This is a genomic window from Halorubrum salinarum (genome assembly GCF_013267195.1).
GTDB lineage: Archaea > Halobacteriota > Halobacteria > Halobacteriales > Haloferacaceae > Halorubrum > Halorubrum salinarum.
Map to the genome: position 1 here is coordinate 1,421,286 of NZ_CP053941.1, position 15,430 is coordinate 1,436,715.

Sequence of the window (15,430 nt, forward strand, 5' to 3'; positions counted from 1 at the left end):
GGATTACAGGTCCGCCACGTCCTCGATGGCGTCGGTGAGCGATTTCACGCTCTCGACCGTGTGCTCGCCCATGTGCCCGATCCGGAACGTCTCCTCGCCGAGGTCGCCGTAGCCGTTCGAGAAGGCCATGTCGTACTCCGCGTTCACCTCCTCGATGGTCGCGGCCACGTCGATTCCGCGCGTGTTCTCGATACACGCGACCGTCTGCGACTCGTAGCCCGCTTCGGGGAACATCGCGAAGTGCTCGTCGGCCCAGTCGTGGACGTACTCCATCATCTCGCGGTGGCGCTCGTCGCGGGCGCGGTGCCCCTCGTCGAGCATGCGCTTCATCTGCGTGCGGTACGCCAACATGATCGGGATCGCGGGCGTCGAGTGCGTCTGTCCCTTGCGGTCGTAGTAGTCGATCGTGCGGCGGAAGCCGCCGTACCACGAGGAGTCGCCCTTCTCGACCTCGCGGTCGTAGGCGGCGTCGCTCACGACGCAGACGGCGAGCCCCGGGGGCATCGCGAACGCCTTCTGGGTGGACGCGAAGATCACGTCGATCCCGTGTTCGTCGATGTCGACGTAGTCGCCGCCGAGCGAGGAGACGGCGTCGACGGCGAAGTAGGTGTCCGGGTACTCCTTGAGGACCTCACCGATCTCCTCGATCGGGTTCCGGACGCCCGTGGAGGACTCGTTCATCACGCCCGCGACCATGTCGTAGTGAACGTCTGCGGACTCGATCGCGTCGCGCACGTCCTCGGGCTTGACCGCCTCGCCCCACTCGTACTCCAGGCGGTGGACGGTCTTCCCGAGGCGCTCGGCGACGTTGGCGTAGCGCTCGCTGAACGCGCCGCAGGTCGGCACGAGGACGTGCTCGTCGACGAGGTTGAGCGTCGTCGCCTCCCAGAACTCCGTGCCGGAGCCGGTGAGGATTACGACCTCGTTGTCAGTGCCGAGGAACTCCTTCGTATCCTCGACGATGGTGGTGTAGAGGTCGGTCATCCGGTCCATCCGGTGGCCGAACATCGGCTCGGCCATCGCCTCGATGACGTCGTCGCGGACCTCCGTCGGGCCGGGGATGAACAGCGTCTTCTCGTCGTAATCGTCGCGGTATTCGCGTTTCTTCGTCACGGGATCCACCTGTTGGATCGTACGGGGACGCGTGAGGGTATGGTCCTTGTGTTCCGTTCAAAAGGCGCGACGCGCGGTCGCCGTCGCCTCACGGAAACGGCGCCGTCGCCCGGATCAACCGGGTTTATACGACCGGACGACAGAAATGCGGTATGATACACGCACCGAGAGTCGCAACCGCCGGAGGTGGGCCGCCGTGAGCGGCGACGAGGAGCTCGCGAAGGACCTCGGCCCGCTCGCGGCGCTCACCATCGGGATCGGGACGATGATCGGCGCCGGGATCTTCGTGCTGCCCGGCACCGCGGTCGCGCGCGCCGGCCCGCTCGCGGCGTTCACCTTCGTCCTCGGCGGCGTGATCGCCTTGTTCACCGCGCTGTCCGCCTCCGAGCTCGGGACCGCGATGCCGAAGTCCGGCGGGGCGTACTTCTACGTCAACCGCGCGCTCGGCCCCATGTTCGGCTCCGTCGCGGGCTGGGCGAACTGGCTCGGGCTCGCGTTCGCGTCGGCGTTCTACATGTACGGCTTCGGCGAGTACGTCAACGCCTTGGTCGGCCTCGGGCCGATCGGGCTCGGCCCGGTGACGCTGGAGGCGGCGCAGGTGATCGGCCTCGCGGGCGCGCTGCTCTTCATCGCCGTCAACTACTTCGGCGCGAAGGAGACCGGCGGGCTCCAGATCGTCATCGTGATGTCGCTTCTGGGCATCCTCGCCGTCTTCACCGTCGTCGGCCTGCTGAACGCCGAGATGTCGTCGCTGCGCCCGCTCGCCCCGCCGGGCACGACGAGCGAGGTGCTCCCGGTCACCGGGATCATCTTCGTCTCGTACCTGGGCTTCGTCCAGATCACCTCGGTCGCCGAGGAGATCAAAAACCCCGGGCGGAACCTCCCGCTCGCGGTCCTCGGCTCGGTGATCATCGTCACGGTCGTCTACGCGCTGTTCCTCCTCGTGCTGCTCGCCGCGGTGCCGAACGAATTGGTCGCGAACAACGAGACCGCGGTCGTCGACGCCGCCCGATTGCTGTTCGGCGAGTACTCGGTGTTCGGCTTCTCGCTCGGCGCCGTCGGCGCAGCGATGCTCCTGATCGGCGGGCTGCTCGCGACCGCCTCCTCCGCGAACGCGTCGATCCTCTCGTCGTCCCGGATCAACTTCGCGATGGGCCGCGAGAAGATCGTCACCCCGAAGCTCAACCAGATCCACGAGCGGTTCGGGACCCCGTACAAGTCGATCGCGCTCACCGGCGCGCTCATCATCGTGTTCCTCGTCGCCGGGAGCGTCGAGTCGCTGTCGACGATGGGCTCCGTGCTCCACCTCGTGGTGTACGGCCTGCTCAACCTCGCGCTCATCGTGATGCGCGAGTCGGAGGTCGAGGGGTACGACCCCGACTTCGAGGTCCCCTTCTACCCCGTCGTCCCGATCATCGGGGCCGTGTCGTCGTTCGCGCTGATCTACTACATCGACCCGACGATCATCCTGCTGTCCGCCGGCCTCGTCGTCTTCGCGCTGCTCTGGTACCTGCTGTACGCCCGCGGGAAGGTGGAGTCGCGCGGCGTGCTCGGGACGTGGATCCTCGACCGCTCCGAGGACCTGCCCGAGCCGGCCGTCTCGGCGGCGACCGCCGTCCAGCCGAGCGGCGACGACTACCGCGTGATGGTCCCGCTCGCGAACCCCGCGACCGAGGAGCACCTGATCACGCTTGCCTCGGCCATCGCCAAGCAGCGCAACGGCACCGTCGTCGCGGTCAACATCGCGAACGTCCCCGACCAGACCTCCCTGGAGGCGGCCCGCGAGCGCGGCGCCCACGAGGCGGCCCACGGCCTCCTCGACCAGGCCCGCGAGGACGCCGAGACGTTCGGCGTCGACGTGGAGACCCACGTCGTCTTATCGCACCGCGTGTTCGAGGAGGTGTTCGACGCCGCGCGCACCTACGGGGCCGACATGACCGTGATGGGCTGGGGGAAGGACTCCCACGGGGCGCCGGGTCGCGCCGAGTCCGCCGTCGACGAGCTGGCGTACTCGCTCCCCTCGGACTTCCTCGTGTTCCGCGACCGCGGGTTCGACGCCTCGCGCATCCTCGTGCCGACCGCGGGGGGCCCGGCCTCGGACCTCTCCGGCGCGGTCGCGAAGATGCTCCAGGCGGAGTTCGACGGCGAGGTCACCCTGCTCCACGTCGCCGAGGACGGCGAGGAGGAGGAGGGCCGCGCGTTCCTCGCCGAGTGGGCCGACGCGCACGACCTCTCGGACGCCACGCTGCGGATCGAGACCGGCGACGTGGAGGACAGCATCGAGCGCGCCGCTCGCGACGCGACGATGCTCATCATCGGCGCGACGCAGAAGGGGCTGCTCTCGCGGCTGGTCCGCGGCTCGCTCGTGTTAGACGTGCTCAACGAGGTGGAGTGCTCCGTGCTGCTCGCGGAGAAGCGCAGCGACCGCGGCATCCTCGACCGGCTGTTCGGGAGCGGAACGGGGTCGCCGGACGTCGCGGACGTTCAGGAGCCGCCGGCGGACACCGGCGTCGAACCGGAGCCCTCGACGCCCGAGATCGACGAGGGCGCGGGCGAGGAGTCGAACGCGGACTGACCGCGGTTCCTCTCTCGCTCGGCCGAACGCCGGGCGCCGGCGTCACCCCCAGTGCCAGAAGTGGTTGTCGTCGTCCTCGACCGGCTCGGTGCGCTCCCGGAGGGCGGCCACGTCCTCGGCGGTCGGCTCGTGGTCGTCCGGCAGCCGCTCCATGCAGTCGAAACAGAGGAAGAACTCCGAGCCGTCGGTGAGTTCGAGCGTCAGTCCCTGCGTCGACTCGAACGCGAAGTTCCACAGGTCGCCGATCCCGCCGGCGATCCGGACGGACCGCTCGCAGACGTCGCACGCCTCGGAGGCCATATGTTCGCCTTATGCGGGCCGCCGGGTAAGGCGTGTCGCCTCGATACGTGTACTATGTGGCTGGTTTCGATATGACTGTTCGGTAGAGGGCCGTTAGCGAGTCGACGGACGACACCGCCTCGCCGGCTGCCCCTTTGATTCCCGCCCGACCGCAACCGCACAGCGCCTCACACCTCCCCAGCCTCGCGGTTCGCGCTCTCCGAGCGCTCACCGCGTCCAGCGAGAATCGAAGATTCTCTGGCAGCCGGCGCATAGCGCCGGCGACCTCGCGCGTGCTCACTCGCGGCCTCCGCTTCGCTCCGGCCGCTCGCAGGCACGCGCCACCGCGGGATCAGCGTTGCTCCACGTCGATCACGTGCGCGTCTCCGGGGTCGAACCCGACCGCGACCGCGCCGTCGATGGGGTCCACGACGCGGACGACGAGTTCGCGGTCACCCCAGTCAAGCGTGACGCGCGTCGTCTCGCCGAGGAACTCCGCGCTGGCGACGGTCGCGCGCAGCGCGTTCTCGCCCGCGGAGGCCGCGTCGTCTCCGGAATCTCTGTCCGCGCCCGCGACGCGGAGGTTCTCCGGACGGACGCAGAAGGCGATCCGGTCGCCGACCGACGGGGCCGCGTCGGGGCCGGCGCCGGTCCGCACGCGGAGTGTCTCGTCGCCGCCGTCGACGTCGACCGCGAGTTCGCCTCCGGCGGACGCGTCGACCACCGTCCCGGCGAACACGTTGTTGTCGCCGACGAACTCGGCGACGAACCGCGTCGCGGGCTGACGGTAGACCGTGCGGGGCGCGGCCACCTGCTCGGGGGCGCCGTCGTTCATCACCGCCACGCGGTCGGAGATCGCCAGCGCCTCCTCCTGGTCGTGGGTGACGTATATCGTGGTGATCCCCAGCTCGGACTGGATGCGCTTGACTTGGGCGCGGAGCCGCTCGCGGAGGCGGGCGTCGAGCGCGCTCATCGGCTCGTCGAGCAGGAGCACGTCGGGGCCGGGCGCGAGCGCCCGCGCCATCGCGACGCGCTGCTGTTGCCCGCCCGAGAGGCTCTCGGGGTCGCGGTCGGCGGCGTCGGGCAGGTCGACCAGTTCGAGGAGCTCGGCGACGCGCTCGTCGCGCGTGACCCCCTCGGGCGGGTCGGCGAAGTTGAGCCCGTACGCGACGTTCTCGCCGACGGTCATGTGCGGGAACAGCGCGTAGCTCTGGAAGACGACGCCCACGTCGCGGTCCTCCGGCGGCACGCCCGCGACCGACGCGCCAGCGAAGCGGACCGTCCCGCTCGTCGGCTCCTCGAACCCCGCGATCAGGCGGAGCGTGGTCGTCTTCCCGCAGCCGGAGGGCCCGACGAGCGTGAAGAACTCCCCCTCGCGCACCCGGAGCGTCACGTCGTCGACGGCGGTCGTTCCGCCGTAGCGCTTCGTCACGCCGTCGAGCTCGACCGCGACCTCGCCGTCGCTCTCGAACTCCGTGCCGCGCTCAGAGCCCACGGTGGTCACCCCCGAGCCGCTCGATGACGACGAAGCTGAGGCCGGTGACGACCAGCAGGACGACGCCCATGGCGGTCGCCGGTCCGAGCCGCCGCCCGATGAACCGTTCGATCGCGACGGGCATCGTGTACGCGTCGGCGCCGGTCGAGAGTACGACCGTCGAGGTGAACTCGCCGATCGAGATGGCGAACGCGAACGCCGCGCCCGCGACGACCGCCGGCCAGACTAGGGGGATCTCGACGTCGCGGATCACCCGCGCCCGCGAGGCGCCGAGCGCCCGCGCGGACTCGACGAGCGAGCGGTCCAGCCCGGCGAGCCCGGGCGAGACGGTGCGCACGACGAACGGGTACCCCGAGACCGCGTGCGCGACCACGATGGCGACCGCGCCGCCGGCGGCGATCCGCCACCCGGCGACCTCGACGCCGAAGACGAGCCCCCGCAGGAGCCCGAGGCCGACGATAATCCCCGACACCGCGAGCGGTGCCATCGCGGCCGCGTCGACCAGCGTCCGCCCGCGGTAGCGTCGCGTCGTCAGCACCGCGACGACGACGCCCATCGGGAGCGCGAGCAGGGTCGCCGCCGTCGCGAACGCGAGCGAGTTGCGGATCGCGGGCAGCGGCCGCACCTGGAACGCCGCCCCCGTCCGCTGGCGCTCGACCAGGAACCGGTAGTGCTCCAGCGTGAGCGCGCCGTCGCCGCCCGTCAGCGACGCGAGGACCATCGACGCGATCGGCGCGACGAAGACGACCCCGGCGACGACGGCGTAGACGGCCAGCCCCGCCCGCGGCAGCAGTTCTCGGAGCGTGGGCGCGGGCGGCAACAGCGAGCGCCGGGGCAGCGGGCGCGCGCCGCGCGCGTTCGTCGCGTTCCGGGCCTCGTACCGGAGGTACGCCAGCAGGACGGCGAGCGACACCGCGAGCTCGACGATCGCGAGCACCGCGGCCTCGGCGTAGCTCAGGTCGCGCACCAGCCGGTAGACGAGGACCTCGACGGTCACGAGCTCGAACCCGCCGAGCGCCAAGACGATGGGGAAGGTGCCGAAGGTGAACACGAACGTCAGCGCCGCGCCCGTGAGGACCGCGGGGTACACCTGCGGCGCGACCACGTCGTAGAACGCCCGGACCGGTCCCGCCCCGAGGCTGCGAGCGGTCTCGACCGCGCTTGCGTCGACCGACTCCCACGCCGCGGTCGTCACGCGCGCCACGAGCGGGGCGTTGTAGAAGGCGTGCGCGATCACCACCGCTTCGAGGGTGAACATGAGCTCGACCCGCGGGAGCCCGAGCGCGGTCAGGGCGGCGTTCAGCGTGCCGTTCTCGCCGAACGTCGCCACGAACCCGACCGCGACCATGATCGACGGCAGGACGAACGGGACGATGGTGAGCGAGCGCAGCGTCCGCCGGCCGGGGAACTCGTAGCGCGCGAGCAGGTACGCGGCCGGGAGCCCGAGGGCGACGCTCGCGACCGTCGAGAGGACCGCCTGGTACGCGGTGAAGCCGACGACCCCGAGCCGGCGGTCGGGCGAGAGCAGCGACCGGGCGACGGCGGCCGGCGGCTCGCCGGACAGCAGCCGGGCCAGCTCGCCGAAGTAGAACGGATCGGTGAGCACGTCAGCGAAGACGCGGAGGGTGACGGCGCCGTCGACGACGACCGCCTCGATCAGGACGGTCGCGGCCGGGTAGTAGAAGGCGACGACGAGCGCGGCGCTGGTGAGGACCGCGAGCGCGGTCAGCGCGTTCGCCTCGACGCCCTCGCGCAGGCGGGCCAGCCGCCCCGCGCGGCCGCCGTCAGCTCCCGTCACGCGCTCGGCCCCACGTCGGCCACGCGCTTAGTTCCCGGCGAACTGCCGCTCCCAGGCCTCGACCCACGCGTCGACGGAGCCCTGGAGCTCGTCGTAGGTGAACGTCACCGGGTCGCTCGGCTCCTTCGCCAGCTCGGCGTAGTCGCTCGGCAGCTCGGCGCCGTCCGTCGCGGGGAACGCGACGTTGCGCTGCGCGATCTCCCCTTGGACCTCGGGCTCCAGCATGAACGACATGAACCGCCGCGCGAGGTCGGGCTCGTCGGCGTCGGCGAACAGGGCCATCCCCTCGGGGTTCGCGTACGCCTGGTCGTTCAGGAAGCGGATCTGGTGTTCCTCGAGGTCCGCGCCCTCCATGTCGGCGAACACCTGGTCGGTGGAGTAGGAGACGACGATCGGCGCCTCGCCCTCGCTCCAGGCCGAGTACGCGTCGTCCCAGCTCCCCAGCACGCGCACGTCGTTGGCCTGGAGCTCCGCCCAGTAGTCGAGGTAGTCGTAGTCGGGGTCGCCGTCGCCGCCCTCGATCGCCTCCCCGTCGCCGTCGCTCGCGACGCCGCCGTCGCCGAAGCGGTTGATCGTGTGGAGGAGGAACGCGCGGCCCGTCGAGGAGCCGCCGGGGTTCTGCGCGATGAGCGCGCCCGCGTGCTCGTCGTCGAGCAGCCCCTCGAACGTCTCGGGCGCCTCCGTCGCGGTGCCGTCGTACACGAGGCTGACGTACCCGGTGTCGAACGGGACCGCCCGGTCGAACGGGTCGAACCGGAGGCCCTCCTTGACCGCGTCGCGGCCCTCGACGTCGCCGGCCTCGGCGAAGAGGTCCTCGTCCAGTTCGCCGTCGACGCGCACGAGGTCCTCGGTGGTGAGGCCGACGTAGAGGTCGGCGCCGATCCCCGCGCCCGACGCGGCGCGCTCGATGTAGTAGTTCACCTCGTTGTCGGGTGTCGCCCACTCCAGCTCGGCGTCGTACCGGCTCTCGAACTCCTCTTTGAGCCACTCGCCCGGACTCACCGAGGGCGCGTCGATGAAGTTCGTGTACGTGGCGACCGTCAGCGTCGGCGTCTCCTCCTCGCCGCCGTCGCTGCCGTCGCTACCGTCCTCGTCCGTCCCGTTCCCGCCGCCGTCGCCGCCGGACTCGTCGCCGCCGTCGTCGACGCGCTCGGCGGTACAGCCGGCGAGCGCGGCGGCCCCCGCCGCCCCCGCCGCGGTCAGGAAGCGTCGTCGGGTGCGTGACCGGGCCGATCGCCGCCGCGTCTCGCTCTCGTCGGTAGTCATCACTCGGTTGTTGTACTCGGTGGTTACATAAGGGATCCGTGTCGGCGGCGACACGAATTTCCCCGTCGCGCCCGTCGAATTCGTATGGATGAGGCACCGAGGAACGGCTCCGGAGAGGCCCCGGCGCGGTTCGGGCCGACCACGCGCCGACGGCTGCTCGCCGGCGGGGCGGCGGTCGGCGCCGCCGGCCTCGCCGGCTGTCTCGGCGGCCGCGACGGCCCGGTCCCGGCCCCCGAGGTGACGAGCGACCGCATCGAGGACTGGCGGCGGATAGACGAGTCCGAGAGCACGGCCTTCGAGCAGTCGTACGGCCCCGTCACGGTCCGGGCGCCCGAACGCACTCGGATCTTCGAGTACGCGCCCGTCGCGGACGCGCTCGCCGAGACGGTCGACGCCGACAGGTCGCCCGTCGTCTTCTTCGCGACGCGGATCGACCTCCGGCCCGCGATCGACGGGCTCCCGGCCGGGATCGGCCGCGACCGGGTGATGAGCGAGGTCGAGACGGCGGCCGTCGACGCCTTCCGCGCGCAGCTCCGGAGCGCCGGCATCGAGGACGTTCAGGTCGCGAACGAGGGGATCACCACCGTCCGGTCCGGCCACACCGCGACGGCGTGGCGGCTGACGGGCGAGTACGCGATCGACGGCGCGATTCCCCTCCCGAACGGCACGACGGCGGAGATAGACCGGCGACTGGAAATCGGGGCCCGGCTCGGCGTCTGGCACGACGGGACCGACGTGCTCGTCGCCGGCGGCGCGTACCCGACCGAGTCGCTGATCGAGATCCTCGACGCGGCGCTCCCCGACTTCGTGGACGCCGAGACCGCCATCCGGCAGATCGCGGGCGCGGAGACCGCCGAAGCGCTCGCGACCGACCCCGAGGAGTTCGACGTGGAGGTCTCGCAGCTGCTCATCTCGGTGGCGTGAGCGGCAGAGGTGCGGATCTTCGGCTCCGTTGAAGCGCTATTGTTTATGAATAGAGACGCGGTGGCGCGTGCCTGCGAGCGGCCGGAGCGAAGTGACGGCCGCGAGACGCACGCGCGAGGGACGCCGCGAGCGACGTGGGCGACCGCAGGGAGCCCCGAGCGAGCGGCGAGGCTGGGGAGGCGTGAGGCTGCGGTCGCGGTCGGGGGCGGGACTCAAAGGGGCAGTCGCGAGGGCGAAGGCGCGCGACGGAAGGACCGCAGGAACGAGCGAAGCGAGTGACGAGGACCGCAGCGAGCGCACCGAGCCCTCGCGCCTGGGGCTTTGGCGGTGTCCATCGTGGATCCACAATCAGACGCTTCTAACCAAGCAGCCGTGACCTCGGAGACGTTCACCGCGTAACCCTCCGTTTTGTCTCGAACCGACCCGTTTAATCGCCGTCGCCGGCTTCCGTCCGGTATGAGTGACTTCCCGGAGTTCGAGGTGATCCCCGCCGTCGACGTCCAGGACGGCGAGGTCGTCCAGCTGGTCGGCGGCGAGCGCGGGACGGGCAAGCGCTACGGCGATCCGGTCGACGCGGCCGAACGCTGGATCGAGGCGGGCGCCGAGACGCTCCACCTCGTCGACCTCGACGGCGCCTTCGAGGGCGAGCGCGTCAACGCGACCGCGATCGAGGCGGTCGTCGAGAGCGTCCCGGACGACGTGGGCCTCCAACTCGGCGGCGGCATCCGGACCGCGGAGGGCGCGCGCGACCTCCTCGACCTGGGACTCGACCGCGTCATCCTCGGCACCGCGGCGGTCGAGACCCCGGAGATCGTCGCCGAGATCGACGAGACCCACGCGGGGAGCGTCGTCGTCAGCCTCGACGCGAAGGACGGCGAGGTCGTGGTGTCGGGGTGGACCGAGGGGACCGGGTTAGACCCCGCGGAGGCCGCGGCGCGCTACGAGGAACTGGGCGCCGGCGCAATCTTGTTCACCAACGTCGACGTGGAGGGCCAACTGGAGGGGATCGACCGGGAGGCGGTCGAAAGCGTCGTCGACGCCGTCGATATCCCGGTGATCGCGTCCGGCGGCGTGGCGACGGTCGAGGACGTTGTTGATTTGAAAGAGGCCGGCGCCGCTGCGGTCGTCGTCGGCACCGCGTTATACGAGGGCGAATTCACGCTGCGAGAGGCGCAGGACGCGACCGACGAGATTTAAGGACCGGGGCGCGGGGTTGTCGTTGATGGGTTATAAATTATTGACTGCGGATCGCCGGAGAACACCGCCAAAGCCCCAGCCGGGAGGCGGGCGCACGCTCGCTGCGCGCTTCAGTCGCTCACTTCGTTCGCTCCTTCCAGTGCTTACGTCGCCTGCGCCCGCCTCCCGGCTGCCCCTTTGAGTCCCACCCAACCGCACCGCAACCGCACCTCACACCTCCCCAGCCTCGTCGGCCGCCGTCGCTTCGCTCGGCGCCCGACTCCAGCGAGGGACCGAAGGTCCCTCTGGCAGCCGGCGCGTAGCGCCGGCGACCTCGCGCGTGCTCCTCGCGGCCTGGCGGCCGCTCGCAGGCACGCGCCACCGCGAGCCGCGATTTCACCCGCAACCGACTTACGAATCCCCCGCGACGGGCCGGTATGAGCGAGCACGACCGGACCGCGGCCGTCACCCGCGAGACTTCGGAGACGACGATCGAACTCACCCTCGCGATCGACGGCGACGGCGACAGCGAGGTCTCGACGGGGATCGGCTTCTACGACCACATGCTGGCGTCGTTCGCCAAGCACGGCCTCTTCGACCTCACGGTCCGCTGTGACGGCGACACCGAGATCGACGACCACCACACCGTCGAGGACGTGGCGATCTGCCTCGGCGAGGCCTTCGACGAGGCGCTCGGCGATAAGCGGGGCATTCGGCGCTACGCCGACCGCCGCGTCCCGCTCGACGAGGCGGTCGCGAGCGTCGTCGTCGACGTAGCCGGGCGCCCGTACTACGAGTTCGACGGCGAGTTCTCCCAGGAGTCGGTCGGGGAGTTCACGAGCGTCATGGCCGACCACTTCGCGCTCTCCCTCGCGCACAACGCCGGGCTCACGCTCCACGCGACCGTCGAGAAGGGTGACAACGCCCACCACGAGGTCGAGGCGCTGTTCAAGGCGCTGGCGCGCGCGCTCGACGACGCGACCCGCCTCGACGAGCGCCGCAGCGACACGCCGAGCACGAAGGGCGAACTGTAGGCCGCCGCCGTGACCGGCCCCCTCGACGCGCCTACAGCGGCCGCCGATCGCTTATCACCGCGCGAACCGTTACCACGGACGCATGGAACTCGACTGCGAGGGGTGCGCCGGCTGCTGCGTCGACTGGCGCCCGCTCGACCCGGCCGCGGCGGGCTCCGACCGCACCGGCCCGCGCCCCCCGCTCGACGACGTGTACGCCCTCGCGCCGCTCACCCGCGACGAGGTCGCGCGGTTCGTCGACGACGGCCTCGGCGACGCCCTGGCCCCCCGACTCTTCGAGCCGGCCGAGCGGGACGAGACCGTCACCGTCGACGGGACCGACCTCGCCGCGGTCGACGGGCGTCCGGTCTTCGTCGTCGGCCTCCGAAAGCCCCCGAAGCCGGTCGCGCCGATCGGCACGGACGAGCCGCGCTGGCTCGGCGCCTGCGCCTTCCTCGACCCGACGACGCTCCAGTGCCGGATCCACGACACCGACCGCTACCCGCGCACCTGCTCGACGTACCCGGGTCACAACCTCGAACTCGGCGCCGAGACGGAGTGCGAGCGCGTCGCGGCCGCCAGCGGCGGCGAGCGCCTCCTCGACGACGAGCCGCCCGCTGACCTCCCGGCGCCCGCGTTCGGCCCGCAGGCGCTCGGCGCGACCGTGTTCGCGTACCCCGACCCCGCGGATCTCGACGGCGTCGTCGCCCGACTCCGCGACGGGGAGGCGACCGCCGACGACCGCGCGCGCTTCGTCGGCGCCGCCGTCGGCTCTCGCCCGGGATCGCTGTCGGTGACCCGCGACCGCATGAGCGACGCGCGCGAGGCGGCTCGCGAGGCCGACTCGTGGGTCGGCGCGGCGATCCGCGCGTGGACCGAGCGCGCCGGCGACGACGGCGAGCGCGTCGGCCTCGGCCGCGACGCCCGCGACCGGCTCGTCCGCGAGGTCGAGGACGACGCGGGCGCGCCCGGAACCCCGGGATGGGACGCCGAGCGGTAGGCGGAGCCCGGGCCCTCGCTTGCGCGTGCGCACACGCGCGTGAGGCTTACCAGTGTGCGGCCCCTCCCTTCGCACATGGCCGAACTGACATCGACTGACGAGCCGGTCGAGTACGCGCGCGAGGACGTGTCCGTCCTCGTCGTCGGCGCCGGCGCGGCCGGCGCGCGCACCGCCATCGAGCTGGCCGAACGCGGGGTCGAGGACGTGCTCGTGCTCGGCAAGCGCGGACACGGCGACGCGCACACCACCTGGGCGCGGGGCGGGATCAACGGCGCCCTCGGCACCCACGACCCCGAGGACTCGCCGGCGATCCACGCCGCCGACACGCTCAACGAGGGCCACTTCGTCAACGACCCGGCGAAGGTGGAGACGGTAACCGAACAGATGCCAGAGCGCCTCCGCGAGCTCGACGAGTGGGGGATGGCGTACTCCCGCACGGACGGCGGCGAGATCGACCAGCGCTTCTTCGGCGCGCAGTCGTTCCGCCGGACCGCCTTCGCGGGCGACCACACCGGCGAGTCGCTGTTGGACACGCTCGTCGAACGCGCACAGGAGCTGTCGGTGCCGTACCGCGAGAACGTGATGATAACGAAGCTCGTCTCCGACGGCGACGCGGTCCACGGCGCCGTCGGCTTCGACATGGACACGGGCGAGTTCCTCCTGTTTAACGCCGGTATCGTCGTCCTCGCGGCCGGCGGCCACGCGGCGATATACGACCGCCACACGTCGCGCGACGACGAGAACAACGGCGACGGCGCGGCGCTGGCGTACGACGCCGGCGCGTCGCTCATGGACATGGAGTTCATGCAGTTCCATCCCACCGGGATGGCGGTCGACGAGACCGACCCGGAGTGGGCGCCGTGGAGCGGTCGGCTCGTCACCGAAGCCGTCCGCGGCGAGGGGGGCCGCCTGTTCAACGCCGAGGGCGAACGCTTCATGGAGCGCTACTCGCCGGACCAGATGGAACTCGACGCCCGCGACGTGGTCGCCAGGGCGATCGCGCGGGAGATCGCCGAGGGGCGCGGCACGGAGAACGGCGGCGTCTACCTCGACATCTCCCACCGCGACGCCGACTTCGTCCGCGAGCGCCTCCCACGGATGTACGAGCGGTTCGACGACCTCGGGGTCGACATGGCGGAGGAACCGGTCGAGGTGGCGCCGACCTCCCACTACGGGATGGGCGGCGTCGCGGTCGACGACGACGGCGAGACCGACGTGGACGGGCTGTTCGCCATCGGCGAGACGATGGCGGGGGTCCACGGCGCCAACCGCCTCGGCGGGAACTCGCTGGCCGAGACCGTCGCGTACGGCGTGGTCGCGGGCGAGCGGATCGCCGACCGCGCCGACGGACCGGGCGAGGTCCCGACCGACCTGCGCGAGACGCTCGTCGATCCGCACCTCGCCGACCTGCGGGCGATGGCCGACAGCGACGGCGAGAACGATGTTGACGCGGTGCTCGCCGACCTCCGCGAGCTGATGTGGGACCACGCCGGGATCCTCCGCGACGAGTCGTCGCTCCGCGAGGGACTCGACCGCCTCGCCGACGTCCGCGACCGCGCGGCCGACCTCCGCGTCGGCCCGGTGACGAGCGAGTCGTTCGAGCTCGCGGTCGACCTCGGATTCATGATCGTCGCCGCCGAGGCGGTGCTCCGCGGCGCGCTCGAACGCGAGGAGTCCCGCGGCGCTCACTACCGGACCGACTTCCCCGACCGCGACCCCGACTGGCGGCGTAACCTCTACTTCGACGCCCCCGACGTCGGCGGCATGGCGCTCAGGAGCGAGCCGGTCGACGAGCCGAGCGAGGCGGTCCAGGCCGCGCTCGACGAGGGGCACGAGCTGGACTACCACCAGTTGGAGTAGCGGTGTCGAAGGCTCCGGATCACCCGCCCCGCTTCCGGTACCAGACGCGCTCGCCGACCGGCGACTCCCCCTCCGCGGTCGGTAGCCGGCTCACGAACAGGTCCCTGACGGCGAACGTGATCACCAGCTCGACCGGCCCGTCGTCGCCGTCCGCCTCGCCCTCCGATTCGGCTTCCCCGACCGGTCGCACCGTCACGACGCAGTGGCCGTCGCGCTCCCCGACCGACTCGACGACGCCGACGGACCACCGGTCGACGTGGTGCGACGGCTCCCTCGCGTGGACGCGGTCGTGGTTCACGACCGGCCCGCTCCCGGGTCGACCTCGTCGCCCGCGACCCGTCGCACCGCGAGCGCTCCCTCGCAGACGCACTCGCCCTCGCACTTCGGACACTTGTCGGCCGACCGCTCGATCGGGTCGCGGTGGACCGTCTCGTAGCCGTGCGCGTCGAACAGCTTCTCCGGGGAGTCGTCGCCGCCGTGGTACCACGAGTCCGCGAGGAAGCAGTCGACGCCGCGGTCCGCGCCGACCGCGTGGAGGCGTTCGAGCAGCCGGCTCCCGATCCCGCGTCCGGTCGCGTCGTCGCGGACGTACCCCATCTCCAGGTGTCCGTACAGCCCGGCGTCGGGGAGCAGGTCGGGGTCGTCGAAGAAGTACATCTCGTCGGCGACGGCGTCGGGGGCGGCGAGCTCCCGGAGCGCCATCACCCCGAGGATCCGGCCGCTCTCGTCGCCCTCGCGGCCTCCTCCGGGACCTGCCTCTCCCGCGTCTTCCGCGCCGGCCTCGACCGCGACCAGCACGTGGTACGTCGGGTCGTCGAGCCCGAGGTCGACGCCGTAGGAACTGCCCTCGCTGAAGTGCGAGGTGATGAGCGCCTCCAGCGCCTCGGCGTCGTCCGGCCGCGGGTCCCGGATCGCGATCTCGTCCATCGAC

At 71.6% G+C, this 15,430-nt stretch carries 13 protein-coding genes; 6 read left to right on the top strand and 7 right to left on the bottom strand.

The features are described 5' to 3' along the window. Positions 1-3: 3 nt before the first annotated feature. A complete protein-coding gene (locus HPS36_RS07175) occupies positions 4-1,113 on the bottom strand; it encodes a pyridoxal-phosphate-dependent aminotransferase family protein (RefSeq protein ID WP_173229431.1) in 1,110 nt (369 codons plus the stop codon). 196 nt (positions 1,114-1,309) lie between these two features. On the opposite strand from HPS36_RS07175, the gene HPS36_RS07180 reads away from it, so the two are divergent. Beyond that, positions 1,310-3,688 (top strand): amino acid permease, encoded by a 2,379-nt coding sequence (locus HPS36_RS07180; protein WP_173229433.1) that lies wholly within the window; start codon positions 1,310-1,312, stop codon positions 3,686-3,688. A 42-nt stretch (positions 3,689-3,730) separates the two neighbouring features. Here HPS36_RS07180 and HPS36_RS07185 read toward each other — a convergent pair whose 3' ends face one another. The 4 genes from HPS36_RS07185 to HPS36_RS07200 form a co-directional block, all read right to left on the bottom strand. Next, complete coding sequence (locus HPS36_RS07185; protein ID WP_121563312.1) at positions 3,731-3,988, bottom strand: DUF7561 family protein; 258 nt, start codon at positions 3,986-3,988, stop codon at positions 3,731-3,733. 331 nt (positions 3,989-4,319) lie between these two features. After that, the gene (locus HPS36_RS07190) at positions 4,320-5,462 is read right to left on the bottom strand and encodes an ABC transporter ATP-binding protein (RefSeq protein ID WP_173229436.1); all 1,143 of its coding nucleotides are present in this window, start codon (positions 5,460-5,462) and stop codon (positions 4,320-4,322) included. Further along, positions 5,452-7,260 (bottom strand): ABC transporter permease, encoded by a 1,809-nt coding sequence (locus HPS36_RS07195; RefSeq protein WP_173229438.1) that lies wholly within the window; start codon positions 7,258-7,260, stop codon positions 5,452-5,454. Before HPS36_RS07195 ends, HPS36_RS07190 begins: the two co-directional genes overlap by 11 nt. A gap of 27 nt (positions 7,261-7,287) precedes the next feature. Then, positions 7,288-8,526, bottom strand: coding sequence for a thiamine ABC transporter substrate-binding protein (locus HPS36_RS07200; RefSeq protein WP_173229440.1), 1,239 nt, complete (start codon positions 8,524-8,526; stop codon positions 7,288-7,290). Positions 8,527-8,610: 84 nt separating this feature from the next. Between HPS36_RS07200 and HPS36_RS07205 the strand changes: the two genes are divergently transcribed. From HPS36_RS07205 to HPS36_RS07225, 5 genes are all read left to right on the top strand, one after another. Beyond that, positions 8,611-9,450, top strand: a complete 840-nt coding sequence (locus tag HPS36_RS07205) for a hypothetical protein (protein ID WP_173229442.1) — start codon at positions 8,611-8,613, stop codon at positions 9,448-9,450. 456 nt (positions 9,451-9,906) lie between these two features. After that, positions 9,907-10,647, top strand: a complete 741-nt coding sequence (gene hisA, locus HPS36_RS07210) for a 1-(5-phosphoribosyl)-5-[(5-phosphoribosylamino)methylideneamino]imidazole-4-carboxamide isomerase (protein ID WP_173229444.1) — start codon at positions 9,907-9,909, stop codon at positions 10,645-10,647. Positions 10,648-11,063: 416 nt separating this feature from the next. Beyond that, entirely contained in the window at positions 11,064-11,660 is a 597-nt protein-coding gene (gene hisB / locus HPS36_RS07215; RefSeq protein ID WP_173229446.1) for an imidazoleglycerol-phosphate dehydratase HisB, read from the top strand. Positions 11,661-11,742: 82 nt separating this feature from the next. Next, positions 11,743-12,639: a YkgJ family cysteine cluster protein gene (locus tag HPS36_RS07220; RefSeq protein WP_173229448.1), complete on the top strand. Its 897-nt coding sequence runs from the start codon at positions 11,743-11,745 to the stop codon at positions 12,637-12,639. 75 nt (positions 12,640-12,714) lie between these two features. Further along, positions 12,715-14,499, top strand: coding sequence for an L-aspartate oxidase (locus HPS36_RS07225; RefSeq protein WP_173229450.1), 1,785 nt, complete (start codon positions 12,715-12,717; stop codon positions 14,497-14,499). A gap of 19 nt (positions 14,500-14,518) precedes the next feature. On the opposite strand, the gene HPS36_RS07230 is transcribed toward HPS36_RS07225, so the two are convergent. Then, positions 14,519-14,797 carry a DUF7861 family protein gene (locus tag HPS36_RS07230; protein WP_121599906.1) on the bottom strand — a complete coding sequence of 93 codons (279 nt, stop codon included), beginning with the start codon at positions 14,795-14,797 and terminating at the stop codon, positions 14,519-14,521. Next, on the bottom strand, positions 14,794-15,426 hold the full coding sequence (locus tag HPS36_RS07235) for a GNAT family N-acetyltransferase (RefSeq protein WP_173229452.1): 633 nt from the start codon (positions 15,424-15,426) through the stop codon (positions 14,794-14,796). The genes HPS36_RS07230 and HPS36_RS07235 overlap by 4 nt, the downstream gene beginning before the upstream one ends. Positions 15,427-15,430: the final 4 nt, after the last annotated feature.

Bases quoted from the DNA above. Each gene is read 5' to 3' on its own strand.
- hisB (WP_173229446.1), top strand. From the start codon at position 11,064: ATGAGCGAGCACGACCGGACCGCGGCCGTCACCCGCGAGACTTCGGAG.
- hisA (WP_173229444.1), top strand. From the start codon at position 9,907: ATGAGTGACTTCCCGGAGTTCGAGGTGATCCCCGCCGTCGACGTCCAG.
- HPS36_RS07200 (WP_173229440.1), bottom strand. From the start codon at position 8,526: ATGACTACCGACGAGAGCGAGACGCGGCGGCGATCGGCCCGGTCACGC.
- HPS36_RS07205 (WP_173229442.1), top strand. From the start codon at position 8,611: ATGGATGAGGCACCGAGGAACGGCTCCGGAGAGGCCCCGGCGCGGTTC.
- HPS36_RS07220 (WP_173229448.1), top strand. From the start codon at position 11,743: ATGGAACTCGACTGCGAGGGGTGCGCCGGCTGCTGCGTCGACTGGCGC.
- HPS36_RS07185 (WP_121563312.1), bottom strand. From the start codon at position 3,988: ATGGCCTCCGAGGCGTGCGACGTCTGCGAGCGGTCCGTCCGGATCGCC.
- HPS36_RS07225 (WP_173229450.1), top strand. From the start codon at position 12,715: ATGGCCGAACTGACATCGACTGACGAGCCGGTCGAGTACGCGCGCGAG.
- HPS36_RS07235 (WP_173229452.1), bottom strand. From the start codon at position 15,426: ATGGACGAGATCGCGATCCGGGACCCGCGGCCGGACGACGCCGAGGCG.